We start from the raw sequence: 22,358 nt of genomic DNA on the forward strand, positions 1-22,358 counted from the left end.
GCAATGACCAAACCTCAGGGTATTGCCGTACTGGGGGCTACTGGCAGCGTGGGCTGCAACACGCTGGATGTGGTCGCCCGCCATCCGGAGCGCTACCGCGTCGTGGCGTTGACCGCCCATCGCCAGCTCGACAAGCTGTTCGAGCAGGCCCGCCGTTTTTGTCCCGATTACCTGGTGGTGGCCGATGCCGACGCGGCGGCGCGATTGCGCGCCCGCCTGGCGGAGGCGGGCCTTCGGTCCGAGGTGCTGCACGGCGCGGACGCGTTGGTCCAGGTGGCCGCGTTGCCCGAGGTGGACGCGGTCATGGCCTCCATCGTCGGCGCGGCCGGACTGCCGTCGGCGCTGGCCGCGGCTCGAGCCGGCAAGCGCATCCTGCTGGCCAACAAAGAGTCGCTGGTGGTGGCGGGCCGCCTGTTCATGGACGCGGTGCGCGCCAGCGGTTCTGCGCTGTTGCCGGTGGACAGCGAGCACAGCGCCATTTTCCAGTCGCTGCCTGCCGATTACGCAGGCAATCCGGACGGCGCCGGCGTTCGCAAGATCATTCTCACCGCCTCGGGCGGGCCGTTCCGCAATCGCCCCGCCGCGGATCTCGCCCATGTCACGCCGGATGAGGCCTGCCGCCACCCGAACTGGAGCATGGGACGCAAAATCTCGGTCGATTCCGCCACCTTGATGAACAAGGGCCTGGAGGTGATCGAGGCGCGCTGGCTGTTCAATGTGCCGCCAAGCCGCATCGAGGTGGCAGTGCATCCGCAAAGCGTGATCCATTCGATGGTCCAGTACCGCGATGGCTCGGTGATGGCGCAACTCGGTTCGCCGGACATGCGCACCCCCATCGCCTGCGCGCTGGCCTGGCCGGAGCGCATAGACGCCGGCGTCGAGCCCATGGATTTCTTCTCCTTGTCCGATCTCACGTTTGAAAAGCCCGATCTCGAACGCTTCCCTTGTCTGCAGCTGGCCTTCGACGCGCTGGAGATGGGCGGCGACGCCCCGGCGGTGCTCAACGCCGCCAACGAGGTGGCGGTCGCGGCCTTCCTGGCTGGGCGCTTGCGCTTCGTCGACATTCCGCGCGTGGTGGCCGCCTCGCTGAGCGGCGTATCCTGCGCCGCCAGCGACAGCCTTGAGGGTTTGCTGGCTCGGGACGAAGAGGCGCGGCGCTTCGCCGAGGGCGGGGTGGCTGCATGCTGACGCTGCTGGCGTTCCTGGTGGCCATCGGCCTGCTGGTGACCTTTCACGAATTGGGCCACTACTGGGTGGCCAAGCTGTGCGGCGTGAAAGTGCAGCGCTTCTCCATCGGTTTCGGTTCGCCCTTGCTGCGTTTCAGGCCGCGGGAAACCGAGTGGGTGGTGTGTCCGATTCCGCTCGGCGGCTATGTGAAAATGCTGGACGAACGCGAGGGCTTCGTCGATCCGGCGGAGCGTCCCAGGGCTTTCAACAACCAGCACGTGCTCAAGCGCATGGCCATCGTTTCCGCCGGACCGCTGGCCAATCTGCTGCTGGCGGCGCTGCTGTACTGGGCGGTGATCGCCCAGGGCGTGCCCCAGCTGCGTCCGCTGGTCGGGACCGTGGTCGAGCAGACGCCGGCCGCCGCCGCCGGTTTCAAGGAAGGAGACCTCATCCTCGCCGTGGCGGGGCAAAAGGTTTCCAGCTGGCAAGAGGTGCGGCTCAATATCGTGGAGGCGGCGATGTCGTCCCCCGCAGTGCCGGTCGAGGTCCAGGAGGCTTCCGGCGCCAGAAAGCGGCGCGACATCGACGCGCGCCGTTTCGGCGACAAGGCCGAGCAGGCGCTGCAGCAGGGCGATCCCGGTTTGTCGCCGGCGCGTTTCCTGTTGCAGGTCGGCGCGCTGGAGGAAAAGGGGCCCGCGGCGAAAGCCGGCTTCAAGGTCGGCGACAAGCTGCAGGCGGTGAACGGCGTCATGCTCAGGAACTGGGAGGAGTGGGTTCACTTGGTCCGGAATAGCCCGGGCAAGGAGCTGACGGTGCGCGTCGAGCGCGGCGGCAAGCCGCTGGACATCAAGCTGCGGCCGCAGGCCGTCACCCAGGAGGACGAAGTGGTCGGCCGCATCGGCGTGGGGCCGTTGCCTGACCGGTCCTGGAGCGACAGGCTCGCCTTCACCCAGCATTACGACGCCGCCGGCGCTTTCGCCGCCGGCTGGGCCAAGACCGGCGAAACGGCTTGGATGAGCGTCAAGTTTCTCGGCAACATGCTGATAGGGCGCGCTTCGCTGAACAACCTGTCTGGCCCGTTGACGATCGCCAACGTGGCCGGCCAGACCGCTCGGGAGGGGCTGGCCGCCTATCTGGAATTCCTGGCCCTGATCAGTGTCAGCATAGGGGTGCTCAATCTGCTGCCCATACCGGTTCTGGATGGGGGCCACTTAATGTATTATGTCGCGGAGCTGGTCAGAGGTAAGCCCGTCAGCGAGCGGGCGCAATTGCTCGGACAAAAAATTGGTTTCATATTGCTGGCGTCTTTGATGGCTTTTGCCATGCTGAACGATTTCAGCCGCCTATTTGGGGGTTAAAACAAACCTATGAAATTGAAGCGACTCGCAGTAGCCGCAATGGGCCTGACCATGGCCACCGTTGCCATGGCTGCAGATCCGTTTGTGATCAAGGATATCCGCGTTGAAGGCCTGCAGCGTACCGAGCCGGGCACGGTCTTCAACTATCTGCCGGTCAAGGTGGGCGACACCTTCACCGACGCGAAGGCCAAGGAAGCGATCAAGGCGCTGTTCGGCACTGGATTCTTCAACGACGTGCGCGTGGAAAGCCGCGGCGACACGCTGATCGTCACCGTGGCCGAACGCCCGGTGATCACCCAGCTGAACATCAACGGCGCCAAGGAATTCAGCAAGGACCAGTTGAAGAAGGCGCTGAAGGACAATGGCTTCGCGGAATCGCTGATCTTCGACCAGGCGCTGCTGGACGGCGCGGTGCAGGAGCTGAAGCGTCAGTATTACAGCCGCGGCAAGTACTCGGTGGAAATCACGCCCACCGTCACCAAGCTGGAACGAAACCGGGTGGCGGTGACGCTGGACATCAATGAAGGCGTGACCGCCCGCATCAGGGAAATCCGCATCGTCGGCGCCAATGCTTTCGCCCAGTCCAAGCTGCTGGACGAGTTCAGCCTGACCACCGGCGGCTGGCTGTCCTGGATCACCAAGGACGACCAGTATTCCAAGCAGAAGCTGACCGGCGACCTCGAGAAGCTGAAGGCCTTCTACCAGAATCAGGGTTATATGGAATTCGGCATCGACTCCTCCCAGGTGTCGATCGGCGCGGACAAGAAGGACATGTACCTGGTCATCAACGTGCACGAGGGCAAGAAGTACACCGTGTCCGACGTGCGCCTGGCCGGCGACCTGAAGGTGCCGGAAGCCGAACTGATGAAGCTGATGCAGGTCAAGCGCGGCGACACTTTCAACAATGAGAAGGTCACCGAGTCGGTGAAGGCCCTGAGCGACCGCTTGGGCAACGAGGGCTACGCCTTCGCCAATGTCAACGTGCTGCCGGACATCGACCGCGAAAAGCAGACCGCCGCCTTCACCTTCTTTGTCGATCCGGGCCGCAAGACCTATGTCCGCCGCGTCAATGTGGCCGGCAACAGCAAGACCCGCGACGAAGTGATCCGCCGCGAGCTGCGCCAGCTGGAAGGCGCGCCCTACAACGCCGCCAACGTCAAGCGCAGCAAGGAGCGCCTGGAGCTGCTGGGCTATTTCGAGGACGTCAACGTCGAAACCCCGGCGGTGGCCGACGCGCCGGACCAGGTAGACATGAACATCGGCCTGAAGGAGCGGTCCACCGGCAGCATTTCCGGCAGCCTGGGCTATGTGCAGGGCGAGGGCCTGGTGCTGGGCGCCAACATCTCCCAGAGCAACATCTTCGGCTCGGGCAAGTACATGTCCTTGGGCATGTCCACCGGCAAGGTCAACAAGAACTACTCGCTGTCGTTCACCGACCCGTATTTCACCCCGGACGGCGTCAGCCTGGGCTACGACCTGTACAACCGCGTCTACAACCCGGACGCCACCTCGATTTCCGCGTACAAAACCAGCACCACCGGCGCAGACATGCGTTTCGGCGTGCCGATCACCGAGTACGACCGCATCAATTTCACGATCGGCGCGGAAAAGACCGACATCACCACGTACAGCAACAGCCCGCAGCAGTACATCGACTTCGTCAAGCAGTACGGCAACAGCAACTACACGGTGCTGGGCACCGTGGGCTGGGGCCGGGACACCCGGGACAGCGCGCTGTGGCCGACCCGCGGCGCCAGCATCCGCGTCAACGCCGACTTCGGCCTGCCGGGCGGCTCGCTGCAGTATTACAGCCTGACTCATCAGCAGACTTGGTTCTTCCCGCTGTCCAAGGACTTCACGCTGATGCTGAACGGCGAATTGGGCTATGCTGACGGCTATGGCAAAACCAAGCAGCTGCCGTTCTTCAAGAACTTCTACATGGGCGGCCTGGGTTCGGTCCGCGGCTACGACAGCAGCAGCATCGGCCCGTACGACTCGGTGGCGAATTCCTACCTGGGCGGCAACCGCAAGGCGGTCGCGAACGTGGAAATCCTGTTCCCCTTCCCGGGGATGAAGGACAACAAGTCGCTGCGCACCAGCCTGTTCTTCGACGCGGGCACCTTGTGGAACACCAACCTGACGGCTGCGGAAAAAGCGCAGGGCATCACCAGCTCGCCGAGCGACGGCTTCCGCTATTCCGCGGGCTTGGCGCTGACCTGGCTGTCTCCGATGGGGCCGATGAAGTTCAGTATCGCCAACCCGCTGAAGAAAGAGCAGGGCGACAAGATCCAGCGCTTCCAGTTCCAGTTGGGCACGGCGTTCTAACCGTTACAGGATGAGATCATGAAAGCATTGAAATGGTGGCTGGCGGTGCTGAGCGTGGCGGCGCTGCCGGTTCATGCCGCCGACTTCAAGCTGGGCTTCGTCAACATCGAGCGCATCTATCGCGAAGCGGGCGTGTCCGTGGCCATCTACAAGAAGCTGGACAAGGAGTTTTCCAGCCGCCGCGAGGAGCTGAAGAAGATGGAGACCCGGGCCAAGGATCTGGAGTCCATGCTGGCCAAGAACAGCCTGTCGCCGGATGACCGCAAGCGTTACGAGCGGGAGTACGCGGGGCTGGACCGCGATTACCGCGCCAAGTCCCGCGAACTGGCCGAGGATTACAATCAGCGCCGCAACGAGGAGTTCGCCGGCGTGACCGAGCGGGCCAACCGCGCGGTCAAGGATATCGCCCAGCGCGAAAACTACGATTTGATCCTGCAGGAAGCGGTGTACATCAACCCCAAGTTCGATCTGACGCCGCAAGTGCTGAAAGAGCTGGACAAGTAATCGTCTCAACCGTCACCGGAGTAAGCCGACCCCGAGTCGGCTTTGTTTTTGATGTCCTACACACTCGAACACATCGTAAAGCAACTGGGCGGAGCGCTGCGCGGCCCGAACCGGGAAGTGTCCCGGCTGGCCCCGCTTGAGCTGGCCGGCGCCGGCGAGATCGCCTTCGTCGCCAGCGCCAAGTTCCGTCGCCAGATGCTGGAAAGCGCGGCGGACGCGCTGATCGTCACCGAGGCGCTGGCCGCCGAGCTGCCGGACCGCTCGCTGATCGTGGCCGCCGATCCCTATCTGTATTTCGCGCGGCTGGCGACGCTGTTCCATCCGCCCAAGGCGCCGCGCGCCGGCATCCATCCGCGCGCGGTGGTGGGCGTGGGCTGCCGGATAGGCGAGAGCAGCGAGATCGCGGCCAACGCGACCATCGGCGACAACGTCGTCATCGGCGAGCGCTGCCGCCTGATGCCAGGCGTGGTGGTCGGCGACGGCTGCGAGATCGGCGACGACGTCACGCTTTACCCCAATGTCACCATCTATCATGACTGCGTGATCGGCAACCGCGTCGGCGTGCACTCGGGCAGCGTGATCGGCGGCGACGGCTTCGGCCTGGCCTGGGACAAGGACCACTGGTTCAAGATCCCGCAAACGGGCAGGGTGGTGCTGGAGGACGACGTCGAGATCGGCGCCAACACCACAGTGGACCGCGGCGCGCTGGTGGATACGGTGATCCGCAAGGGCGCCAAGATAGATAACCTGGTGCAGATTGCCCACAATGTTGAAATCGGCGAGCATACCGCCATCGCCGGCTGCGTCGGCATCGCCGGCAGCACCAAGATCGGCGCGCGCTGCACCGTCGGCGGCGCGGCGATGTTCGTCGGCCACATCGAAGTGGCGGACCGCACTCATATCGGCGGCGGCACCCTGGTGTCGAAGTCGATCAAGGAGGCCGGCAACTACGCGTCCTCCTACCCGTTGCAAAGCATGAAGGATTGGCTGTCCAACGCCGTCCACGTGCGTCATCTGGACGATTTCGCCAAGCGCGTGAAGCAGCTTGAGCGGGAACTGGAAACACTGAAAAAATCGAAGGAAGAACCTCATGAGTGAACACGCTGTCTCGATCGATGTCCGCGAGATCATGCGCTGCCTGCCGCATCGTTACCCGTTCCTGCTGGTTGACCGCGTCACCGAAATGGAGCCCAACGTGCGCATCAAGGCGCTGAAGAACGTCACCATCAACGAGCCGTTCTTCGTCGGCCACTTCGAACAATATCCGGTGATGCCGGGCGTGCTGATCATCGAGGCGCTGGCCCAGGCCGCCGGCATCCTGGCGATCAAGAGCCAGGGCGAACGCTTGGAGAACGAGCTGTACTTCTTCGTCGGCATCGACAACGCCCGCTTCAAGCGCCAGGTGGTGCCGGGCGACCAACTGGTGTTCGAAGTGACGCAGATGACCGTCAAGCGCGGCATCGGCAAGTACGCCGCGCGCGCGCTGGTGGACGGCCAGGTGGCTTGCGAAGCCGAGATCATGTGCGCGCGCCGCGAGGTGTGAACATGGCCATTCATCCGACCGCAATCGTAGATCCCAAGGCGCAGATCGCCGACGACGTCGAAATCGGCGCCTATTCCATCATCGGCCCCAACGTCAGCATCGGCGCCGGCAGCTGGATAGGCCCGCACGTGGTGATCGAAGGCCATACCGCCATCGGCAAGAACAATCGCGTGTTCCAGTTCTGTTCGCTGGGCGCCATCCCGCAGGACTTGAAATACGCCGGCGAGCCGACCCGGCTGGAGATAGGCGACAACAACACCATCCGCGAGTTCTGCACCTTCAATACCGGCACGGTGCAGGATGGCGGCGTCACCCGCGTCGGCAGCGACAACTGGATCATGGCCTATGTGCACATCGCGCACGACTGCCAGGTGGGCAACCACATCATCCTGGCCAATAACGCCACCCTGGCCGGCCATGTCCACCTCGGTGACTGGGTGTTCCTGGGCGGCTTCACCAGCGTGCACCAGTTCGTCATCGTCGGCGAGCACGCGATGACCGCCTTCGCCAGCGCGGTGGCGCAGGACATTCCGGCGTATGTGACGGCGCACGGCAACCGCGCGGTGCCGTCCGGCATCAATGCGGAAGGCATGAAGCGCCGCGGTTTCACGCCCGAGCAGATCCGCCGCGTCCGCAACGCCTACAAGACCTTGTATCGCCAGGGCTTGAGCTACGACGAGGCCAAGGCCGCCATTCTGGCCGAAGCGGGCGAAGGCCATGCCGAGCTGGAGCCGTTCGTGCGCTTCTTCGGACAATCGGCGCGAGGCATCATCCGCTGAGCTTATGAGCGACCAACTGTTCAAGCGCAAGGGGGCCTTGAAGGTTGCCATGGTGGCCGGGGAGGCTTCCGGCGACCTGCTGGCCGCCCACCTGATGGATGCGCTGCGCGCGCACCGCAGCGACATCGAATTCGCCGGCATCGGCGGCCCGCGCATGGAAGCCCGCGGCTTCCACAGCATGGTGCCGCAGGAGAAGCTGGCGGTGCGCGGCTACTCCGAAGTCCTGAAAAGCCTGCCGGAGCTGCTGAAGATACGCCGCCGGCTGCGCGAGCAGCTGCTGGAGGAAAGGCCGGATGTTTTCATCGGCGTGGATGCCCCCGATTTCAACCTGGGCCTGGAGGCCGGCTTGAAGAAGGGCGGTATTCCCACCGTGCATTACGTCAGCCCTTCGGTATGGGCGTGGCGTCCTGAGCGCGTCCAGAAGATAGGCCGCGCGGTCAACCACGTGCTGTGCCTGTTCCCGATGGAACCGCCGCTGTACCGCCAGGCCGGCGTGCCGGTGACTTATGTCGGCCATCCGCTGGCCAGCGAGATTCCGCTGGAGCCGGACCGGGAGGCGATGCGCGACCAACTGGGGCTGCCGCAAGGCGTGCCGGTGTTCACCCTGATGCCGGGCAGCCGCCAGAGCGAGCTGGAATACATGGTGCCCATCTACCTGGACACGGCCCGCCTGCTGTTGCGCCAGTATCCGGAGGCCCAATTCCTGGTGCCGTTGGCCACCCGCGCCACCATGGACCAGTTCGAGCAGATGCTGTACCGCTTCAAGGCGCGCGACCTTCCCATACGCAAGCTGTTCGGCCACGCGCAGATGGCGATGATCGCCAGCGACGTGGTGCTGGTCACCAGCGGCACGGCGACGCTGGAGGTGGCGCTGACCAAGCGGCCGATGGTGATCAGCTACAAGCTGTCCGCCCTGACTTACCGGCTGGTCAAGCGCAAGATCAAGCTGCCCTACGTCGGTCTGCCCAATATCTTGTGCGGCCGCTTCGTGGTGCCGGAACTGCTGCAGAAGCAGGCCACGCCGCAGAAGCTGGCCGAGGAGATGCAGCGGCTGTACACCGACTCCGCGGCCAGGGCCGACATGGAAAAGGCGTTCACCGAACTGCACCTGGCCTTGAAGCAGGATACGGCCACCCGCGCCGCGCGCGCGGTGCTGGAGGTGGCGCGATGCCATTGAAGCTGCGGGTGGCGGGCGTGGACGAGGCGGGCCGCGGTCCGCTGGCCGGCGCCGTGTTCGCCGCCGCCGTCATCCTGGATCCGGCCAAACCGATCGCCGGGCTTGCCGACTCCAAGGTGTTGAGCGAGGCGCAACGCGACGAGCTTGCCGTCTTGATCAAGCGGGACGCGCTGGCCTGGTGCGTCGCCAGCGCCAGCGTCGAAGAAATCGACAAGCTCAACATCCTGCACGCCACCATGCTGGCCATGACGCGAGCGGTGGAGGGGTTGCCGGTGAGGCCGGATCTCGCCCAGATAGACGGCAACCGCGTGCCCAAGCATCTGCCGGTGCCGGGCGAGGCCATCGTCAAGGGCGACGCCAAGGTGGCGGCCATCTCCGCCGCCTCCATCCTGGCCAAGACCGCGCGCGACGCCGAGCTGGTGGCGCTGGATGCGCTCCATCCCCAATACGGTTTCGCCCGCCACAAAGGCTATCCCACCGCCGAGCACCTGGCCGCCATCGAGGCGCATGGCGTGCTGCCTGCGCACCGCAAGACCTTCGGGCCGGTCAAGGCCTGGCTGGCCAGCCACCAGGGCGCCTTGTTCTAGCATGGCGGAGCAGGACGGCAAACGCTGTTTCCCGCCGGTGGCGGATGGCGATACCCGGTTGCTGATCCTGGGCTCGCTGCCCGGCGATGCCTCGCTGGCGGCCAGCCAGTACTACGCCCATCCGCGCAACCAGTTCTGGCGGCTGCTGGGCGACGTGCTGGGGCGCGACCTGGCCGCGCTGCCGTACGATGCCCGCCTGGCCGTCTTGCGCGCTGCCGGCGTGGGTTTGTGGGACGTGGTGGCCCAGGCTCGCCGCAAGGGCAGCCTGGATGCCGATCTGCGCGACATCCGGCACAATGACCTGGCCGATTTCGCCGCCAGCCTGCCGTCGTTGCGAGCGGTGGCTTTCAACGGCGCCGCCGCGGCCAAGGCGGAGGCGCAACTGGCGGGGCTGGGGCTGGCCGTTGCGCGTTTGCCCTCGTCCAGCCCGGCGCATACGCAGGCCTACGAGGCAAAACTTGCAGTCTGGCGCCAATTGGAACGATATTTAGACTTGTCAGCTTAATCTTGCAGCACCCAGCCGGAGGGTCGCCGATGAGCCGTTACTGCATCTGGTTTGTCACCACGGACGACAGCGTGATGCGTCGCGCCGAAGTCGCCATCAATGGCGTGATCCACAGCCATCAGGTGCTGGAAGAGATAGAGGCGCAACTGGCCGGGGAGTGCGGACTCAGCCAGGTGATGATCGTGGACTGGAAACGGTTCGAAACGCCGGAACAGGATGGCGGCCGGCTGGTGAGGGTGGCCTGAGGCGCGGGGCAACGATTCCCGAGCTTCTTCCGTCTTTTTCTGCGCTCTGTCGGCTCCGACAGCCATTGCGCGGCAAGGCTGGCGCTAACCCACCTGACAATGCAGATACCCCTGCGCGATGCAGGCCTGCCGGGTGGCCTGGAACTGGGCGATCACCAGTGCGATTTGCGGCGCAGGCGTGCAATTGGACTGCACCGATTGCTGCTCCAGCTCCAGGCAGCGCTGCGCCAGGCTGGCGAACCCCAGCGTCACCGCGCCGCCCTTCAGGCCGTGCGCGAGGTGGAACAGGCTCTCCCGATCCGGCTGCTGCTGATTGAGCTGCAGTTGCCGGATGGATTCCTGGTGGCTGGAGAAGTATTGCTCCACCAATTGCCGGTATTGCTCCTCAGACAGCAGTTCGATGAAGTCCGCGATGGTGCGGGCATCCAGGGCCGGCTCCTCCCTTGTCTGGGGCGCGGCGCCGGGTTCGGGGGGGAATAGCTTCTGGAGCACCGCCAGCAACTGGTCGCGTCCCAGCGGTTTCGTCAGGAAGTCGTCCAGGCCCTGCGCCAGCATCTGCTGGCGCGTCTCCGGGAACGCGTCCGCCGTCAGCGCGACGATGGGCATTCCTGGCGTTTGCGCCTCTTTCCGAAGCCTGCGCGCGGTCTCCGCGCCGTCCATTCCCGGCATGTGCAGGTCCATCAAGGTCAGGTCGAAGGGCTGGCTGGCGGCCAGGCGCAAGGCTTCCGGACCATCCGAGGCCAGCGTAGGCTGCTGGTTCAGCCTTTCCAGCAGCGCTTGCAGATACTTGCGGTTCACCGCGTTGTCGTCCACTACCAGGATGCGCAGCGGCCTGCCCAGCACATCGTGGCTGAAGGACGCCTCCGCGGTTTCGGGAGGCAGGTCGGGCGCGGCGATCACCCGGAGCGGCAGCGTCAGCTGGAAGCAACTGCCCTGGCCCGGAACGCTGCTCACCGATATGCCGCCCCCCATCAGCTGGGCCAGGCTTTGGGAGATTTCCAGACCGAGTCCGCTGCCGCCGAACTGGCGGGCGGTGGAGCCGTCGCCTTGGGAAAAACGCTTGAACAGCTTGGAGAGGGTAGCCTGGTCCATGCCTATGCCGGTATCGGTGACCACCAGCAGCAGCTGAGCCGTGCCGGGCTGCTCTCCCGCCGTCGCCGACGCGTGCACGGTGACGCCGCCCCGCTCGGTGAACTTGATGGCGTTGCTCAGCAGGTTGAGCACTATCTGGCGCAAACGGGTGGGGTCCAGCTCCACCCATTGCGGTATTTCCGAAGCCATTTCCAGGTTCAGCATCAGTCCCTTGGCTTGAGCCTGGGCGTTCATCAAATTGGTCACCTGGCGCAGCAAATAGGCCAGATTGCAGGTGACCGGTGCCAGTTCAAGCTTGCCGGACTCCAGCTTGCTGGCGTCCAGCACGTCGTTGAGCAGCAAGAGCAGATGGCGAGCCGACTCTTCCGCGGTACGGATGTAGTTGGCCTGGCTGGCGCTGGGATGGCTGTCGGCCAGCAGCGCCAGCATGCCGAGGACGCCGTTGAGCGGCGTGCGGATTTCGTGGCTCATGTTGGCGAGGAAGGCGCTCTTGGCCAGGCTGCCCGCCTCGGCCTGGCTGCGGGCTTCTTCCAGATTGTCGGTCAGCGTTTCCAGGGTCTGCCGGCGTTTTTCCAGCTGGCGCAGCTGGCGAATCACGGTGAAGCCGAAGCCGAAGATCAGCAGCCATTCGAATGTCATCAGCCAGTTGCTGACCGCGATGTACTGCTGCATGGTGCGGTTGCGGTTGTCCACTTGCAGGGCCGCGGCCTGGTTGGCCTGCAGCGACAGATCGTGCAGCCCGTCCGACAGCGAGGCGGACAGCCTTTCCAGCCTGGCCTGGCGCGCGTGGTCGTTCGCCGCGTTGGCGGCGCTGAAATAGGCGTCTCCCTGCCGGATGAAGGCGTCGAGCCGGGCTTGCATCAGCAGGAACTGGGGCTGGTCTTGCAGCAGCCTGCGATATTGGCCGCCGCGGATGATGCCGACGCGGCTGACGAAGATGTCGTAGCGCTGCTGCAGGTCCTCGGGCGACATCTGATCGTGCTGCGCGGCGTGGAGCGCGGTTTGCAGGTGCAGGTTTTCCGCTTCCAGCTGGAAATAGGCCCAAATGATGTTGTCGTCCTGATACAGCACCGCGTTGGTCAGAATCTGGGACTGGCGATGCTGGATGTAGGCGACGCCGGCGAACACGCAGGATAGCGCGATGCCTATGGCCAGCAACAGGCGCCAGGAAGTGGATTGCCATTTGCCCTGAGTCATGGCGTTACTCGACCTGCAGCGACTTCAATTGCCAGGCGGAACGGTTGTAATAGACCTCCGAACGCAGCACGGCCTGGCTGTCGTAGGGGTAGACGATGAACAGCGGCCCTTTGTCGCGCACCGGCATCGGCTTGCCGTTGAGCAGGCGGGCCAGCACCACCTGGTAGCGGGAGGCGTCGTCGAGCGGGATGTCGGTCTTGTAATCGTTCAGCGCGACGGCCCGCAGCATGTGCCCCTTCGCGCCCACCAGGTTGAGCACGTCCTGCAGGTAGGGGCCGGTGAAGCGGCTGACGCCGGGCAGCCAGGGGGTGCGCGTGGCGATCGTGTGCTGCGGCAGCTTGGCGAGCATGTCCATGTCGAACACCGCGTCGTTGTCGCGGTTCTTGTTGCTGATCTGGCCGCTGACGGTCAGGACGACCTTGCCGGCGGGCCTGGGCAGCTGGGGGCTTTCGGCGTGGCACAGGGAGACGGCCAGGAACAGCAAGATCGCAATGGCGCGGCTGAGGGCGGGCATGGCTAGGCTCCTTTGCATTCGGGCTTTCAACCGGTATCTGAAAGATCGGGCGCGGCGCGCAGGAATACGCCGCGGTGTTTCAGCAGCCAACGGCGGAAGCTTTCCGCATCCACCGGCGGCGAAATGAACGACCCCTGGACGATTTCCACGTCCAGTTGCTGGCATAGCCGCCATTCCGACTCCGTCGCCACGCCTTCCGCCACCACGACCAGCCCCAGTTGCCGGCCGAGCTCGGCGCTGGCGCGCACGATGGATAGATTGGTGGGGTTGCGGGCGGCGTCGATGACGAAGCTCTTGTCTATCTTCAACTCGGTAAAGGGAATGCGCGACAGCCTATCCATGCTGGCGAAGCCCGTCCCGAAGTCGTCTATCGCCAGCCGCGCGCCTTTCAGCCGCAAGCGGGTCAGCAGCTCCAGCGCGCGGGTCGGGTTGGCCATCAGGCCGGTTTCGGTCACTTCGACGGTCAGGCGGCTGAAGGGAAAGCCGCAGTCGTTGAGTATCCGTTCGAACTGGGAGACCAGGGCGATCTCGTTCAGCGACGCCACCGACAGATTGAGCGACATCTCCATCGGCGTCTCGCTGGGCAGCCTGTCCATCGAGGCGGCCGCCTGCTTCAGCAATTGCAGGGTCAGCTCGGTGATCAGGCTGGAGTGTTCCGCCAGCTGGATGAATTGCTGGGGGCCGATCAGCCCGAGGCGGGGATGCTGCCAGCGCGCAAGCACTTCCGCCGACCGGATTCGTCCGTCGGCCAGCAAGACCTGGGGTTGAAGAAAAGGACGGATCTCGCCCTTGCCGATGGCGGCGCGCAATTCGTCCTCGGTGGGCGGCGCCACGGCGTGGGTCGGATGGCGAGAGGCGGGCGGAGCCTGGTTGATCAGGCGTTGCAGCGCCTGGTGGTTGATGGGCTTGGGCAGCACGCCGGCCAGCCACAGATCGTACATGCGGGCGAGTTCCGCCACCGATTCCAGCACGCGCTCGTCGAATCCGCTGGAAATCAGCAGCTTGCCCTGAAAAGCGCGCTCGCCGAGGTGGCGGACGAATTCGATGCCGTCCATGCGCGGCATGTCCAGGTCGCAGAAGATCACGTCGAAACGGCGGTCGCCGGCATCGAGCTGGATCAACGCATCGAGGCCGTCGCTGGCGACGACCACGTTTGCGTAGCCGAGGCGTTGCAACACCATCACGAGGAATTGCTGCGATACGGCATCGTCGTCTACGACCAGTATCTGGTGCATCGCCTCTCCCATGACGCCAGCTGGTCATATGGTGTGGATGCTGCAATTATAGTGTCGGACTTCCGGGTGGAAACGGGGCCGCCCGGGCAGGTGCTCAGCTGTCCTGGCCGATGTCCAACTGGCGGATCTTGCCGTTGACATCGAGCTGGAATTTGAAATAAGTGTTGAAATCGCCCCAGCGGTCGCTGTGGAAGCCGCCATATACGTCCAGGCCGTGGTTTTCCACTCTGTCGATGCTGGTGAAGCGCTCATGTCCCATCGCGTGCTCGCTGAACTTGTGGAAATTGGCAGGCAGCCCATCGTCGGTCAGCGTGGCGTCGGCGCTGAACTGCGCCATCCATCCGGCATGGTCGCCGTGCTGCAATGCCTCTATCGCCAGCCGGACGGCCGGTTGGGTGAGAATGTCCAGATCCATTAGGATTCTCCTTGATGCAAAACTTTCCCGCTCGGCTCGATTTTCCCGGCAAATGCCGCGCGCGTGGCGATATGGCCTTGTTGTCGTCGCGGCGGAAGCATCGAGTCAGGAGCAGTCCCGATAACCTGCAGCTTGAATGCTTTGCCGCGCTATCTGGAATGTCGCGGCAGCTAAGGTTCCGTCAGTCTGGTGGTGGACGGCAGGCGTGGCAGGCAAAGCCATGCCGGTGGCCATGGCCACAGTACGCTATAGCCAAATAGCCAGGGGATTTCAATCGCAGGCTTGACCCTGGTCGTGCCGGCAGCCCGGTTTGCCGCTACAATGGCGCCTCGTTGAATAGACACCAACCTGTTACTGGATTTTTTATGTTGCGTATTTCCGAACTGAAACTGCCGCTGGACCATACGCAGGAGGAATTGGCCGACGCCGTCGCCGGTTTCCTGAAGGCGCCGGCGGACGAAGTTCGCGGTTTCACCGTGTTCAAGCGCAGCTACGACGCGCGCAAAGGCGTGATGAGCCTGGTCTACATCATCGATGTCGACGTAGCCAATGAAGACAAGCTGTTTGCCCGTTTCAAGGGCGACCGCCGGGTCATGCCCACCCCGGACACCCATTATTACTATGTCGCCCAGGCACCGGAAAGCCTCAAGTCCCGGCCCGTCGTCGTCGGCTTCGGCCCCTGCGGCATCTTCGCCGCGCTGATCCTGGCGCAGATGGGCTTCAAGCCCATCGTGCTGGAGCGCGGCAAGGAAGTGCGCCAGCGCACCAAGGATACCTGGGGCCTGTGGCGCAAAAGCGAGCTCAATACCGAATCCAACGTGCAATATGGCGAGGGCGGCGCCGGCACCTTCTCCGACGGCAAGCTGTACAGCCAGATCAAGGATCCGCGCCATCTGGGGCGCAAGGTGCTGACCGAATTCGTCAAGGCCGGCGCGCCGGAGGAGATCCTCTATCTGGCCCGGCCGCACATCGGCACCTTCCGGCTGGTTTCGATGGTCGAGAACATGCGCGCCGAGATCATCGCCCTGGGCGGCGAAATCCGTTTCGAGCAGCGCGTGGACGACCTGATCCTGGACGGCGACCGCGTGCGCGGCGTCAAGCTGGCCGACGGCGGCGAGGTGTTGAGCGACCACGTGGTGCTGGCGCTGGGCCACAGCGCGCGCGACACTTTCCAGATGCTGGAGAAGCGCGGCGTGTACATGGAGGCCAAGCCGTTCTCGGTCGGCGTGCGCATCGAACACCCGCAATCGCTGATCGACGCGGCGCGCTGGGGCAAGTACGCCGGCCACCCGATCCTGGGCGCGGCCGACTACAAGCTGGTGCATCACGCCGGCAACGGCCGCGCGGTGTACAGCTTCTGCATGTGCCCGGGCGGCACCGTGGTGGCGGCCACCTCGGAAGAGAAGCGCGTGGTCACCAACGGCATGAGCCAGTATTCGCGCAACGAGCGCAACGCCAATTCCGGTTTCGTGGTCAGCATTTCGCCCGAGGTGGATTATCCGGGCGGCCCGCTGGCCGGGCTGGACTTCCAGCGCGAGCTGGAAAGCAAGGCCTATGAGCTGGGCGGCGGCGATTACTTCGCTCCGGCGCAGTTGCTGGGCGATTTCATGGCCGGCAAGGCGTCCACCCAGCTGGGTAGCGTGGAGCCGTCGTACAAGCCGGGCGTGACCATGACCGACCTCGCGCGCATCCTGCCGGACTTCTGCGTGGAGGCGATGCGCGAGGCGATCCCGCATTTCGCCCGCCAGATCCGCGGCTACGATCTTCACGACGCGGTGCTGACCGGCCTGGAAACCCGAACCAGCTCGCCGCTGCGCATCACCCGCGGCGAGGACTTCCAGAGCCTGAACATCAAGGGCCTGTTTCCGGCGGGCGAGGGCGCGGGCTACGCCGGCGGCATCTTGTCGGCCGGCGTCGACGGCATCAAGGTGGCGGAAGCGGTGGCGAAGGCCATGCTGGGCCAGTAAGGCTTCCATCGTCCATAAGCCGCCGCGGACCACGAGCCGCGGCGGTTTTTTATTTGCCAATGTTTTCGGCGAGCGGACTTTGGCCCGCTCCGCGCGGCTTGGCTGGCGCGCGCCGGGCCGGACACAAAAACTTAACGGCGCCATTGACACCGGCATTGTTCTGACCTAGATCAAATCATGCCGTCACAATGACAATATCGCCGGTCCCGCCATCCTGCGGATGGCCGGCAACCGCGCCCGCAGCCCGCCTGCTTCGCGCCTTCTGCAATGGTATTCGTGGCCTGACTGATTGATCCTTCCCAGGAGCAAGTCAATGGTGCGAATCGCTACTCCCATCAGTGAAATCAAGGAACATTACGAAGTCGTGGTGATCGGCTCCGGCTACGGCGGCGGCATCGCCGCGTCGCGGATGGCCAGAGCCGGACGCTCGGTCTGCCTGCTGGAGCGGGGTCGGGAGATCATCCCCGGCGAGTATCCCGACACGCTGGCGGAGGCGACCGAGGAATTCCAGGTCCATCATCCGGACGGACACCTCGGCTCGCGCACCGGCCTTTACGATTTGCATGTCAACGCGCAGCAGAACGTCATCGTCGGCTGCGGCCTGGGCGGCACCTCGCTGATCAACGCCAACGTCTCGCTGCAGCCGGAACCGCAGGTATTCGAGGATCCGCGCTGGCCGCAGGGCGTGCGCGATCATGTGGACACGTTGCTGAAGGAGGGGTACGCGCGGGCGCAGCAAATGCTGAAGCCCACGCCTTATCCGGAAGCCGCGCCGACGCTGCCCAAGCTGCAGGCCAACCAAAAGTCGGGCGAGCGCATCAAGGCCAAGCATACCTTCTACCGCCCGCCTATCAACGTCACCTTCGAGAAACTGCCTAACGATCTCAACCACGTCGGCGTCGAGCAGAAACCGTGCAATTACTGCGGCGACTGCGTGTCCGGCTGCAACAACCGCGCCAAGAACACCACGCTGATGAACTATCTGCCGGATGCCTGCAACCACGGCGCGGAGATTTTCTGCCAGGCGTCGGTGCGCTATCTGGAGCGGGACGGCGACGGCTGGATCGTCCATTACCAGTACGTGGGCACCGGGCGCGAGAAGTTCGACGCGCCTACGCTGTTCGTCAAGGCGGACATCGTCATCCTGTCCGCGGGCACGCTCGGCTCCACCGAGATCCTGCTGCGCTCCCGCGCCGAAGGCCTGGCCCTGTCCGACCAGCTGGGCATGCACATGAGCGGCAACGGCGACATCCTGGGTTTCGGCTACAACAACGGCGACAAGATCAACGGCATCGGTTTCGGCACGCACTCGGCCAAGGAGATCGGCCCGGTCGGTCCCTGTATCACCTCCATCATCGACATGCGCGACGAGAGCGGCTGGCGGCGGCGCATGGTGATAGAGGAGGGCTCCATCCCCGGCGCCATCGGCGGCGTGATGGTGCCGGCGATGGCCGCGGCCTCGGCCGAGCTGGGCCAGCCGTCGGAAACCGGCGCGCTGGCCAAGATCAAGTATGCGGCGCGCGAGGTGGAGAGCGCGCTGCGCGGCCCATATCACGGCGCGATGAACCGCTTGCAGACTTATCTGATCATGAGCCACGACGACGGCGCCGGACGGATGGCGCTGGACGATCACGACCAGCTGCGGGTGGACTGGCCCGATGTGGGCGAGCAGCCCAACTTCAAGATCGGCAACGACAGGCTGCAGGAGGCCACCCACGCGCTGGGCGGCATCTACGTGCGCAATCCGATCTGGACCGACCTGTTCAAGCACAGCCTGATCACCGTCCACCCGCTGGGCGGCTGCGTGATGGGAGAAGACGCGGAGCAGGGCGTGGTCAACCACAAGGGCCAGGCATTCAGCGGGGCGAGCGGCAGCGCCGTCTATCCCGGGCTGTACGTGACCGACGGCTCGGTGATTCCCACCTCGCTGGCGGTGAACCCGCTGTTCACCATCTCCGCGGTCAGCGAAAGGGCGATGGCGCTGCTGGCCGCCGACCGCGGCTGGACGATAGACTACTCGCTTCCGTCCGCGCCTCGCCGCGGGCAGCCGCAGTCGAACAAGCCGGGCATCGAATTCACCGAGACGATGAAAGGCTTCTTTTCCACCGCTCACCGCCAACCGGCGAGCACGGACCTGGCCGCGTACGAGGCGGCGTATCAGGCCGGCAAGGACGCCGGCTCGGCGATGGGCTTCACCGTCACCGTGGCCTCGGACGATCTGGACAGGCTGATCGCCGATCCCAGCCATCCAGCCACCATTGTCGGCACGCTGAATGCGCCGGCGCTGTCGCCGTTGCCGCTGACGGTGACCCACGGCGTGTTCAATCTGTTCGAGGCGTATCCGCAACAGGTGGGCGAGCGCCACATGAACTACAAGATGCGGCTGACGGCGGAGGATGGCGTCGAGTATTTCTTCAGCGCGTTCAAGTCGGTGCCCAGCGACCACGGTCCGCTCCAGGCCTGGGCCGATACCAGCACGCTGTACGTGACGGTGTACCGGGGCGTGGACGATGGAGGCGAGGTGGTCGGCAGCGGCGTGCTGCACATCGAGCCGGCCGACTTCGCGCGGCAGATGACCACGATGAAGGTGCTCAACGTCTCCAGCGAGGCGGAGCGGCTGAAGCAGCTTGCCCGCTTCGGCGAGTATTTCGCCGGCGTGCTGTGGGAGAGCTACGGCGGGGTGCTGGCGCCCAATGTCTACTTCAATCCGGACGCGCCGCCGCGCAAGAAGCGCCCGCTCAACGTCTGCGCGCCCGAGGTGGTGTTCTTTCCGACCGAGGACGGCGTCAACCTGCGGCTCACCCGCTACAACGGCGGCGGCAAGGGCCCGGTGATGCTGGTGCACGGCCTGGGCGTGGGATCGAACATCTTCTCCACCGACACCATCTCCACCAATCTGCTGGAGTACCTGTACCAGCACGGCTACGACGTATGGCTGCTGGACTTCCGCGTCAGCATCCTGCTGCCGGCGAGCCAGCAGCAGTGGGACGGCGACCAGGTGGCGCGCTACGACTATCCGGCGGCGATCCGTAGGATACGCGAGGCCACCGGCGCGGCCGACGTGCAGTGCGTGGTGCACTGCTACGGCGCCACCACCTTCTTCATGTCCATGCTGGCCGGCCTGGAGGGCGTGAGATCGGTGGTGTGCTCGCAGATCGCCGCCGACATCGTGGTGCCGACCGCCACCCAGGTGAAGACCGGCCTGCACCTGCCGACGGTGCTGGACAAGCTGGGCGTGTCGTCGTTGACCGCCTACACCGCGTCGGACTCCAACTGGTTCGAGAAATTGTACGACACCGCGTTGAAGGGTTACGCGCTGGCGGAGGCGCAGGGCTATTGCAACAACCCGGTCTGCCACCGCATCACCTTCATGTACGCATCGCTGTACCGCCATGAAACCCTGAACGAGACGCTGCACGACAATCTGCACGAACTGTTCGGCGTGGCGAACATGCGCACCATGGAGCATCTGGCGCGGATGTGCCGCGAGGGGCGGCTGGTGTCCTTCGACGGCGACGACATCTACATGCCGCACTTCGACCGGTTGCAAATGCCCATTCTGTTCATCAGCGGCGAACAGAACGAGTGCTACCTGCCGGAGAGCACGGAGCGCACGTTCGACAAGCTGGCGCAGCGCTTCGGTCCTGAGCGTTACAGCCGGCTGGTGGTGCCGGGCTACGGCCACATCGACTGCATGTTCGGCAAGAACGCGGCGGCCGATGTCTATCCGGCCATCGTCGCGCATCTGGACAAGACCGCAGGCGGCTGAGGCGGAAGCGCCGGGGCCGCTGTCCGGTCCCGGCCGCGCCTGGCCATTCGACGCCGTCTTCACAAGGACATCTTCATGGACAAGACTCGTTGCGCGGAGTGTGGCGTGCGCTGGTTCCAGCGTTTCATCTGGATCGGCATCGCCATGAACATGGTATTCGCGATACCGGCGCTGTTCTGGCCGGACTTCCTGAACAGCAGCTTCGGCCTGCCAAGCCAGGCGGTGTATCCGTGGCTGCAGAACGCCGGCATGCTGCTGGTCGGCGTCAGCCTGTTTTACGCGCCGGCCGGCGTCAGCGCCGTCCGCTACCCGGTGTATTCCTGGCTGTGCGTGCTGTCCCGGCTGATCGCGGTGGTGTTCTGGATCTACCTGATCCAGACCTCGGGCTATCCGGACGCCTTCAAGCCGCTGCTGTATTCCGACGCCGCGATGTTCGTCATCCTGGGCGCCTTGTTGTACATCGGCCTGCCGGACCAGCGCCCATGGCCGCTGATCCGCGCCGGCCTGTGCGGCTTGTGGCGCTGCGTGGCCAAGTGTTTTTCCGGCGCCCGCCGCAAGATCGCCATCGCCGTGGTGCTGGTGTTGGCCTTCGTCGGCTACGAGGCTTGGGCCAATCTGCTGCGCGAGGTGCCGCAGCCGCCCATCCAGTCCGATGTCGACCACTTCAAGTACGCGGCGATAGGCCTGGGGCCGGACGCGCGCATTCCCTTGTATGTGTTCTCGGTGCTGCCGCAGGTGTGCGCTGCCCGCATGCCCAGGCTCGGCACCGGCTGGCAGGCGTTCGGTTTCATTTACGAAGGCGGGCATGATCTGCCCATAGGCCTGGCCAAGCGGCAGATAGGCTACCCGTCGGTGGAGCCCAATTGCGCGCTGTGCCATACCGGCATGTACCGCAAGAGCGCCGACGACGTGCCGGTGCCGGTGCCCACCGCGCCGGCGGCGCTGCTCAACCTGGAGTCGTTCCAGTGGTTCCTGTACGACTGCGCCGGCGATCCGGACTTCAACGCCAAGGTGATGAACGCCATCGAGCAGCATTACGACCTGGGTCCGATAGAAAAGCTGTTCTACCGCTTCCTGATCGTGCCGGCCACGCGCCAGGCCTTCCTGAAGCAGAAGCAACAGTATGCGTGGCAGAAGCTGCGGCCGGTTCAGGGACCGGGCCGCACCGATACCTTCAACCCCACCAAGATGGCGGTGTTCGGCTTCCCCGACGACTCCACCATCGGCACCGTCGACCTGCCGCAGATCTGGAACCAGAAGCCGCGCGAGTCGCTGTACCTGCACTGGGACGGCAACAACAACGACATCAAGGAGCGCAATTACGCGGCGGCGATGGCAGTGGGCGCGACGCCGCAGTCGGTGCTGCCGGCCGAATTCAAGCGCGTGACCGACTGGCTGCTCGCGCATCCTTCGCCCAAGTGGCCGTTCGGCGGCCTGGATCAGGTGCGCGCGCACCGCGGCCAGGCGCTGTGGGAGAAGAATTGCGCCGGCTGCCATGACTTCGGCAAGGCCGATACCGGGCAGGTGACGGTGGGGCTGGACGAGCTGGGCACCGACCCCTACCGCGTCAACTCCTTCACCGTCGGCCTGGTGGACAAGTTCCACGAGTTCAAGAAGCCGCCGTTCGACTTCGGCGCGTACCGCAAGACGCAAAGCTACAGCAATACGCCGACCGACGGCATCTGGCTGCGCGCGCCTTACCTGCACAACGGCTCGGTGCCGACGCTGTGGGACCTGCTGCAGAAGCCGGACAAGCGGCCCAAGGCGTTCTATCGCGGCTCCAGCGTATTCGACACCCGCAACGTCGGCTTCATTACAGCCGGACCGGAGGTCAAGGGCGGCGGTTATTTCAAGTTCGACACCCGTCTGCCGGGCAACCACAACACCGGCCACGAGTACGGAACCGATCTGTCCGACAGCGAGAAGTGGGATCTGATCGAGTACATGAAAACCTTGTGAGCGGTAAGCACCGGATAGCG

General features: G+C 64.7%; 18 protein-coding genes. 14 read left to right on the forward strand and 4 right to left on the reverse strand.

The features are described from left to right. The first annotated feature begins 3 nt into the window (after positions 1–3). Genes ispC through CV_RS10835 form a run of 11 tightly spaced genes read left to right on the forward strand, consistent with a single transcriptional unit; the run spans position 4 to position 10,190 of the window. Positions 4–1,188, forward strand: coding sequence for a 1-deoxy-D-xylulose-5-phosphate reductoisomerase (gene ispC / locus CV_RS10785; protein WP_011135750.1), 1,185 nt, complete (start codon positions 4–6; stop codon positions 1,186–1,188). After that, a complete protein-coding gene (rseP, locus tag CV_RS10790) occupies positions 1,182–2,525 on the forward strand; it encodes an RIP metalloprotease RseP (protein ID WP_011135751.1) in 1,344 nt (447 codons plus the stop codon). Before ispC ends, rseP begins: the two co-directional genes overlap by 7 nt. Before the next feature lie 9 nt (positions 2,526–2,534). Further along, positions 2,535–4,850: an outer membrane protein assembly factor BamA gene (bamA, locus tag CV_RS10795; RefSeq protein ID WP_011135752.1), complete on the forward strand. Its 2,316-nt coding sequence runs from the start codon at positions 2,535–2,537 to the stop codon at positions 4,848–4,850. Between the two features lie 18 nt (positions 4,851–4,868). Further along, complete coding sequence (locus CV_RS10800; RefSeq protein WP_011135753.1) at positions 4,869–5,354, forward strand: OmpH family outer membrane protein; 486 nt, start codon at positions 4,869–4,871, stop codon at positions 5,352–5,354. Positions 5,355–5,405: 51 nt separating this feature from the next. Next, positions 5,406–6,452 carry a UDP-3-O-(3-hydroxymyristoyl)glucosamine N-acyltransferase gene (lpxD, locus tag CV_RS10805; RefSeq protein WP_011135754.1) on the forward strand — a complete coding sequence of 349 codons (1,047 nt, stop codon included), beginning with the start codon at positions 5,406–5,408 and terminating at the stop codon, positions 6,450–6,452. Next, positions 6,445–6,897: a 3-hydroxyacyl-ACP dehydratase FabZ gene (gene fabZ, locus CV_RS10810; RefSeq protein ID WP_011135755.1), complete on the forward strand. Its 453-nt coding sequence runs from the start codon at positions 6,445–6,447 to the stop codon at positions 6,895–6,897. The genes lpxD and fabZ overlap by 8 nt, the downstream gene beginning before the upstream one ends. Positions 6,898–6,899: 2 nt before the next feature. Then, positions 6,900–7,676, forward strand: coding sequence for an acyl-ACP--UDP-N-acetylglucosamine O-acyltransferase (gene lpxA, locus CV_RS10815; RefSeq protein ID WP_011135756.1), 777 nt, complete (start codon positions 6,900–6,902; stop codon positions 7,674–7,676). A gap of 4 nt (positions 7,677–7,680) precedes the next feature. Continuing rightward, complete coding sequence (gene lpxB, locus CV_RS10820; protein ID WP_043596051.1) at positions 7,681–8,853, forward strand: lipid-A-disaccharide synthase; 1,173 nt, start codon at positions 7,681–7,683, stop codon at positions 8,851–8,853. Beyond that, positions 8,844–9,440 carry a ribonuclease HII gene (gene rnhB / locus CV_RS10825; RefSeq protein ID WP_011135758.1) on the forward strand — a complete coding sequence of 199 codons (597 nt, stop codon included), beginning with the start codon at positions 8,844–8,846 and terminating at the stop codon, positions 9,438–9,440. Before lpxB ends, rnhB begins: the two co-directional genes overlap by 10 nt. A 1-nt stretch (position 9,441) precedes the next feature. Further along, positions 9,442–9,945, forward strand: coding sequence for a DNA-deoxyinosine glycosylase (locus tag CV_RS10830; protein ID WP_011135759.1), 504 nt, complete (start codon positions 9,442–9,444; stop codon positions 9,943–9,945). Between the two features lie 29 nt (positions 9,946–9,974). Continuing rightward, positions 9,975–10,190: a hypothetical protein gene (locus tag CV_RS10835; RefSeq protein WP_011135760.1), complete on the forward strand. Its 216-nt coding sequence runs from the start codon at positions 9,975–9,977 to the stop codon at positions 10,188–10,190. A gap of 84 nt (positions 10,191–10,274) precedes the next feature. Here CV_RS10835 and CV_RS10840 read toward each other — a convergent pair whose 3' ends face one another. From CV_RS10840 to CV_RS10855, 4 genes are all read right to left on the reverse strand, one after another. Further along, on the reverse strand, positions 10,275–12,479 hold the full coding sequence (locus tag CV_RS10840; protein WP_011135761.1) for an ATP-binding protein: 2,205 nt from the start codon (positions 12,477–12,479) through the stop codon (positions 10,275–10,277). Positions 12,480–12,483: 4 nt separating this feature from the next. Continuing rightward, the gene (locus CV_RS10845) at positions 12,484–12,993 is read right to left on the reverse strand and encodes a molybdopterin-dependent oxidoreductase (RefSeq protein ID WP_011135762.1); all 510 of its coding nucleotides are present in this window, start codon (positions 12,991–12,993) and stop codon (positions 12,484–12,486) included. Positions 12,994–13,019: 26 nt separating this feature from the next. Further along, positions 13,020–14,228 (reverse strand): EAL domain-containing response regulator, encoded by a 1,209-nt coding sequence (locus CV_RS10850; RefSeq protein ID WP_011135763.1) that lies wholly within the window; start codon positions 14,226–14,228, stop codon positions 13,020–13,022. Between the two features lie 94 nt (positions 14,229–14,322). Next, a complete protein-coding gene (locus CV_RS10855; protein WP_011135764.1) occupies positions 14,323–14,643 on the reverse strand; it encodes a hypothetical protein in 321 nt (106 codons plus the stop codon). A 365-nt stretch (positions 14,644–15,008) separates the two neighbouring features. Between CV_RS10855 and CV_RS10860 the strand changes: the two genes are divergently transcribed. From CV_RS10860 to CV_RS10870, 3 genes are all read left to right on the forward strand, one after another. Further along, complete coding sequence (locus CV_RS10860; protein WP_011135765.1) at positions 15,009–16,610, forward strand: NAD(P)/FAD-dependent oxidoreductase; 1,602 nt, start codon at positions 15,009–15,011, stop codon at positions 16,608–16,610. A gap of 313 nt (positions 16,611–16,923) precedes the next feature. Beyond that, complete coding sequence (locus tag CV_RS10865; protein WP_011135766.1) at positions 16,924–20,379, forward strand: alpha/beta fold hydrolase; 3,456 nt, start codon at positions 16,924–16,926, stop codon at positions 20,377–20,379. 75 nt (positions 20,380–20,454) lie between these two features. Next, positions 20,455–22,338, forward strand: a complete 1,884-nt coding sequence (locus tag CV_RS10870) for a c-type cytochrome (RefSeq protein WP_011135767.1) — start codon at positions 20,455–20,457, stop codon at positions 22,336–22,338. Positions 22,339–22,358: the final 20 nt, after the last annotated feature.

This window comes from Chromobacterium violaceum ATCC 12472, assembly GCF_000007705.1.
GTDB lineage: Bacteria > Pseudomonadota > Gammaproteobacteria > Burkholderiales > Chromobacteriaceae > Chromobacterium > Chromobacterium violaceum.

What these genes read in the sequence shown, in the direction of transcription:
- ispC (WP_011135750.1), top strand. Translation starts at nt 4, where the DNA reads ATGACCAAACCTCAGGGTATTGCCGTACTGGGGGCTACTGGCAGCGTG.
- rseP (WP_011135751.1), top strand. Translation starts at nt 1,182, where the DNA reads ATGCTGACGCTGCTGGCGTTCCTGGTGGCCATCGGCCTGCTGGTGACC.
- bamA (WP_011135752.1), top strand. Translation starts at nt 2,535, where the DNA reads ATGAAATTGAAGCGACTCGCAGTAGCCGCAATGGGCCTGACCATGGCC.
- CV_RS10800 (WP_011135753.1), top strand. Translation starts at nt 4,869, where the DNA reads ATGAAAGCATTGAAATGGTGGCTGGCGGTGCTGAGCGTGGCGGCGCTG.
- lpxD (WP_011135754.1), top strand. Translation starts at nt 5,406, where the DNA reads ATGTCCTACACACTCGAACACATCGTAAAGCAACTGGGCGGAGCGCTG.
- fabZ (WP_011135755.1), top strand. Translation starts at nt 6,445, where the DNA reads ATGAGTGAACACGCTGTCTCGATCGATGTCCGCGAGATCATGCGCTGC.
- lpxA (WP_011135756.1), top strand. Translation starts at nt 6,900, where the DNA reads ATGGCCATTCATCCGACCGCAATCGTAGATCCCAAGGCGCAGATCGCC.
- lpxB (WP_043596051.1), top strand. Translation starts at nt 7,681, where the DNA reads ATGAGCGACCAACTGTTCAAGCGCAAGGGGGCCTTGAAGGTTGCCATG.
- rnhB (WP_011135758.1), top strand. Translation starts at nt 8,844, where the DNA reads ATGCCATTGAAGCTGCGGGTGGCGGGCGTGGACGAGGCGGGCCGCGGT.
- CV_RS10830 (WP_011135759.1), top strand. Translation starts at nt 9,442, where the DNA reads ATGGCGGAGCAGGACGGCAAACGCTGTTTCCCGCCGGTGGCGGATGGC.
- CV_RS10835 (WP_011135760.1), top strand. Translation starts at nt 9,975, where the DNA reads ATGAGCCGTTACTGCATCTGGTTTGTCACCACGGACGACAGCGTGATG.
- CV_RS10840 (WP_011135761.1), bottom strand. Translation starts at nt 12,479, where the DNA reads ATGACTCAGGGCAAATGGCAATCCACTTCCTGGCGCCTGTTGCTGGCC.
- CV_RS10845 (WP_011135762.1), bottom strand. Translation starts at nt 12,993, where the DNA reads ATGCCCGCCCTCAGCCGCGCCATTGCGATCTTGCTGTTCCTGGCCGTC.
- CV_RS10850 (WP_011135763.1), bottom strand. Translation starts at nt 14,228, where the DNA reads ATGCACCAGATACTGGTCGTAGACGACGATGCCGTATCGCAGCAATTC.
- CV_RS10855 (WP_011135764.1), bottom strand. Translation starts at nt 14,643, where the DNA reads ATGGATCTGGACATTCTCACCCAACCGGCCGTCCGGCTGGCGATAGAG.
- CV_RS10860 (WP_011135765.1), top strand. Translation starts at nt 15,009, where the DNA reads ATGTTGCGTATTTCCGAACTGAAACTGCCGCTGGACCATACGCAGGAG.
- CV_RS10865 (WP_011135766.1), top strand. Translation starts at nt 16,924, where the DNA reads ATGGTGCGAATCGCTACTCCCATCAGTGAAATCAAGGAACATTACGAA.
- CV_RS10870 (WP_011135767.1), top strand. Translation starts at nt 20,455, where the DNA reads ATGGACAAGACTCGTTGCGCGGAGTGTGGCGTGCGCTGGTTCCAGCGT.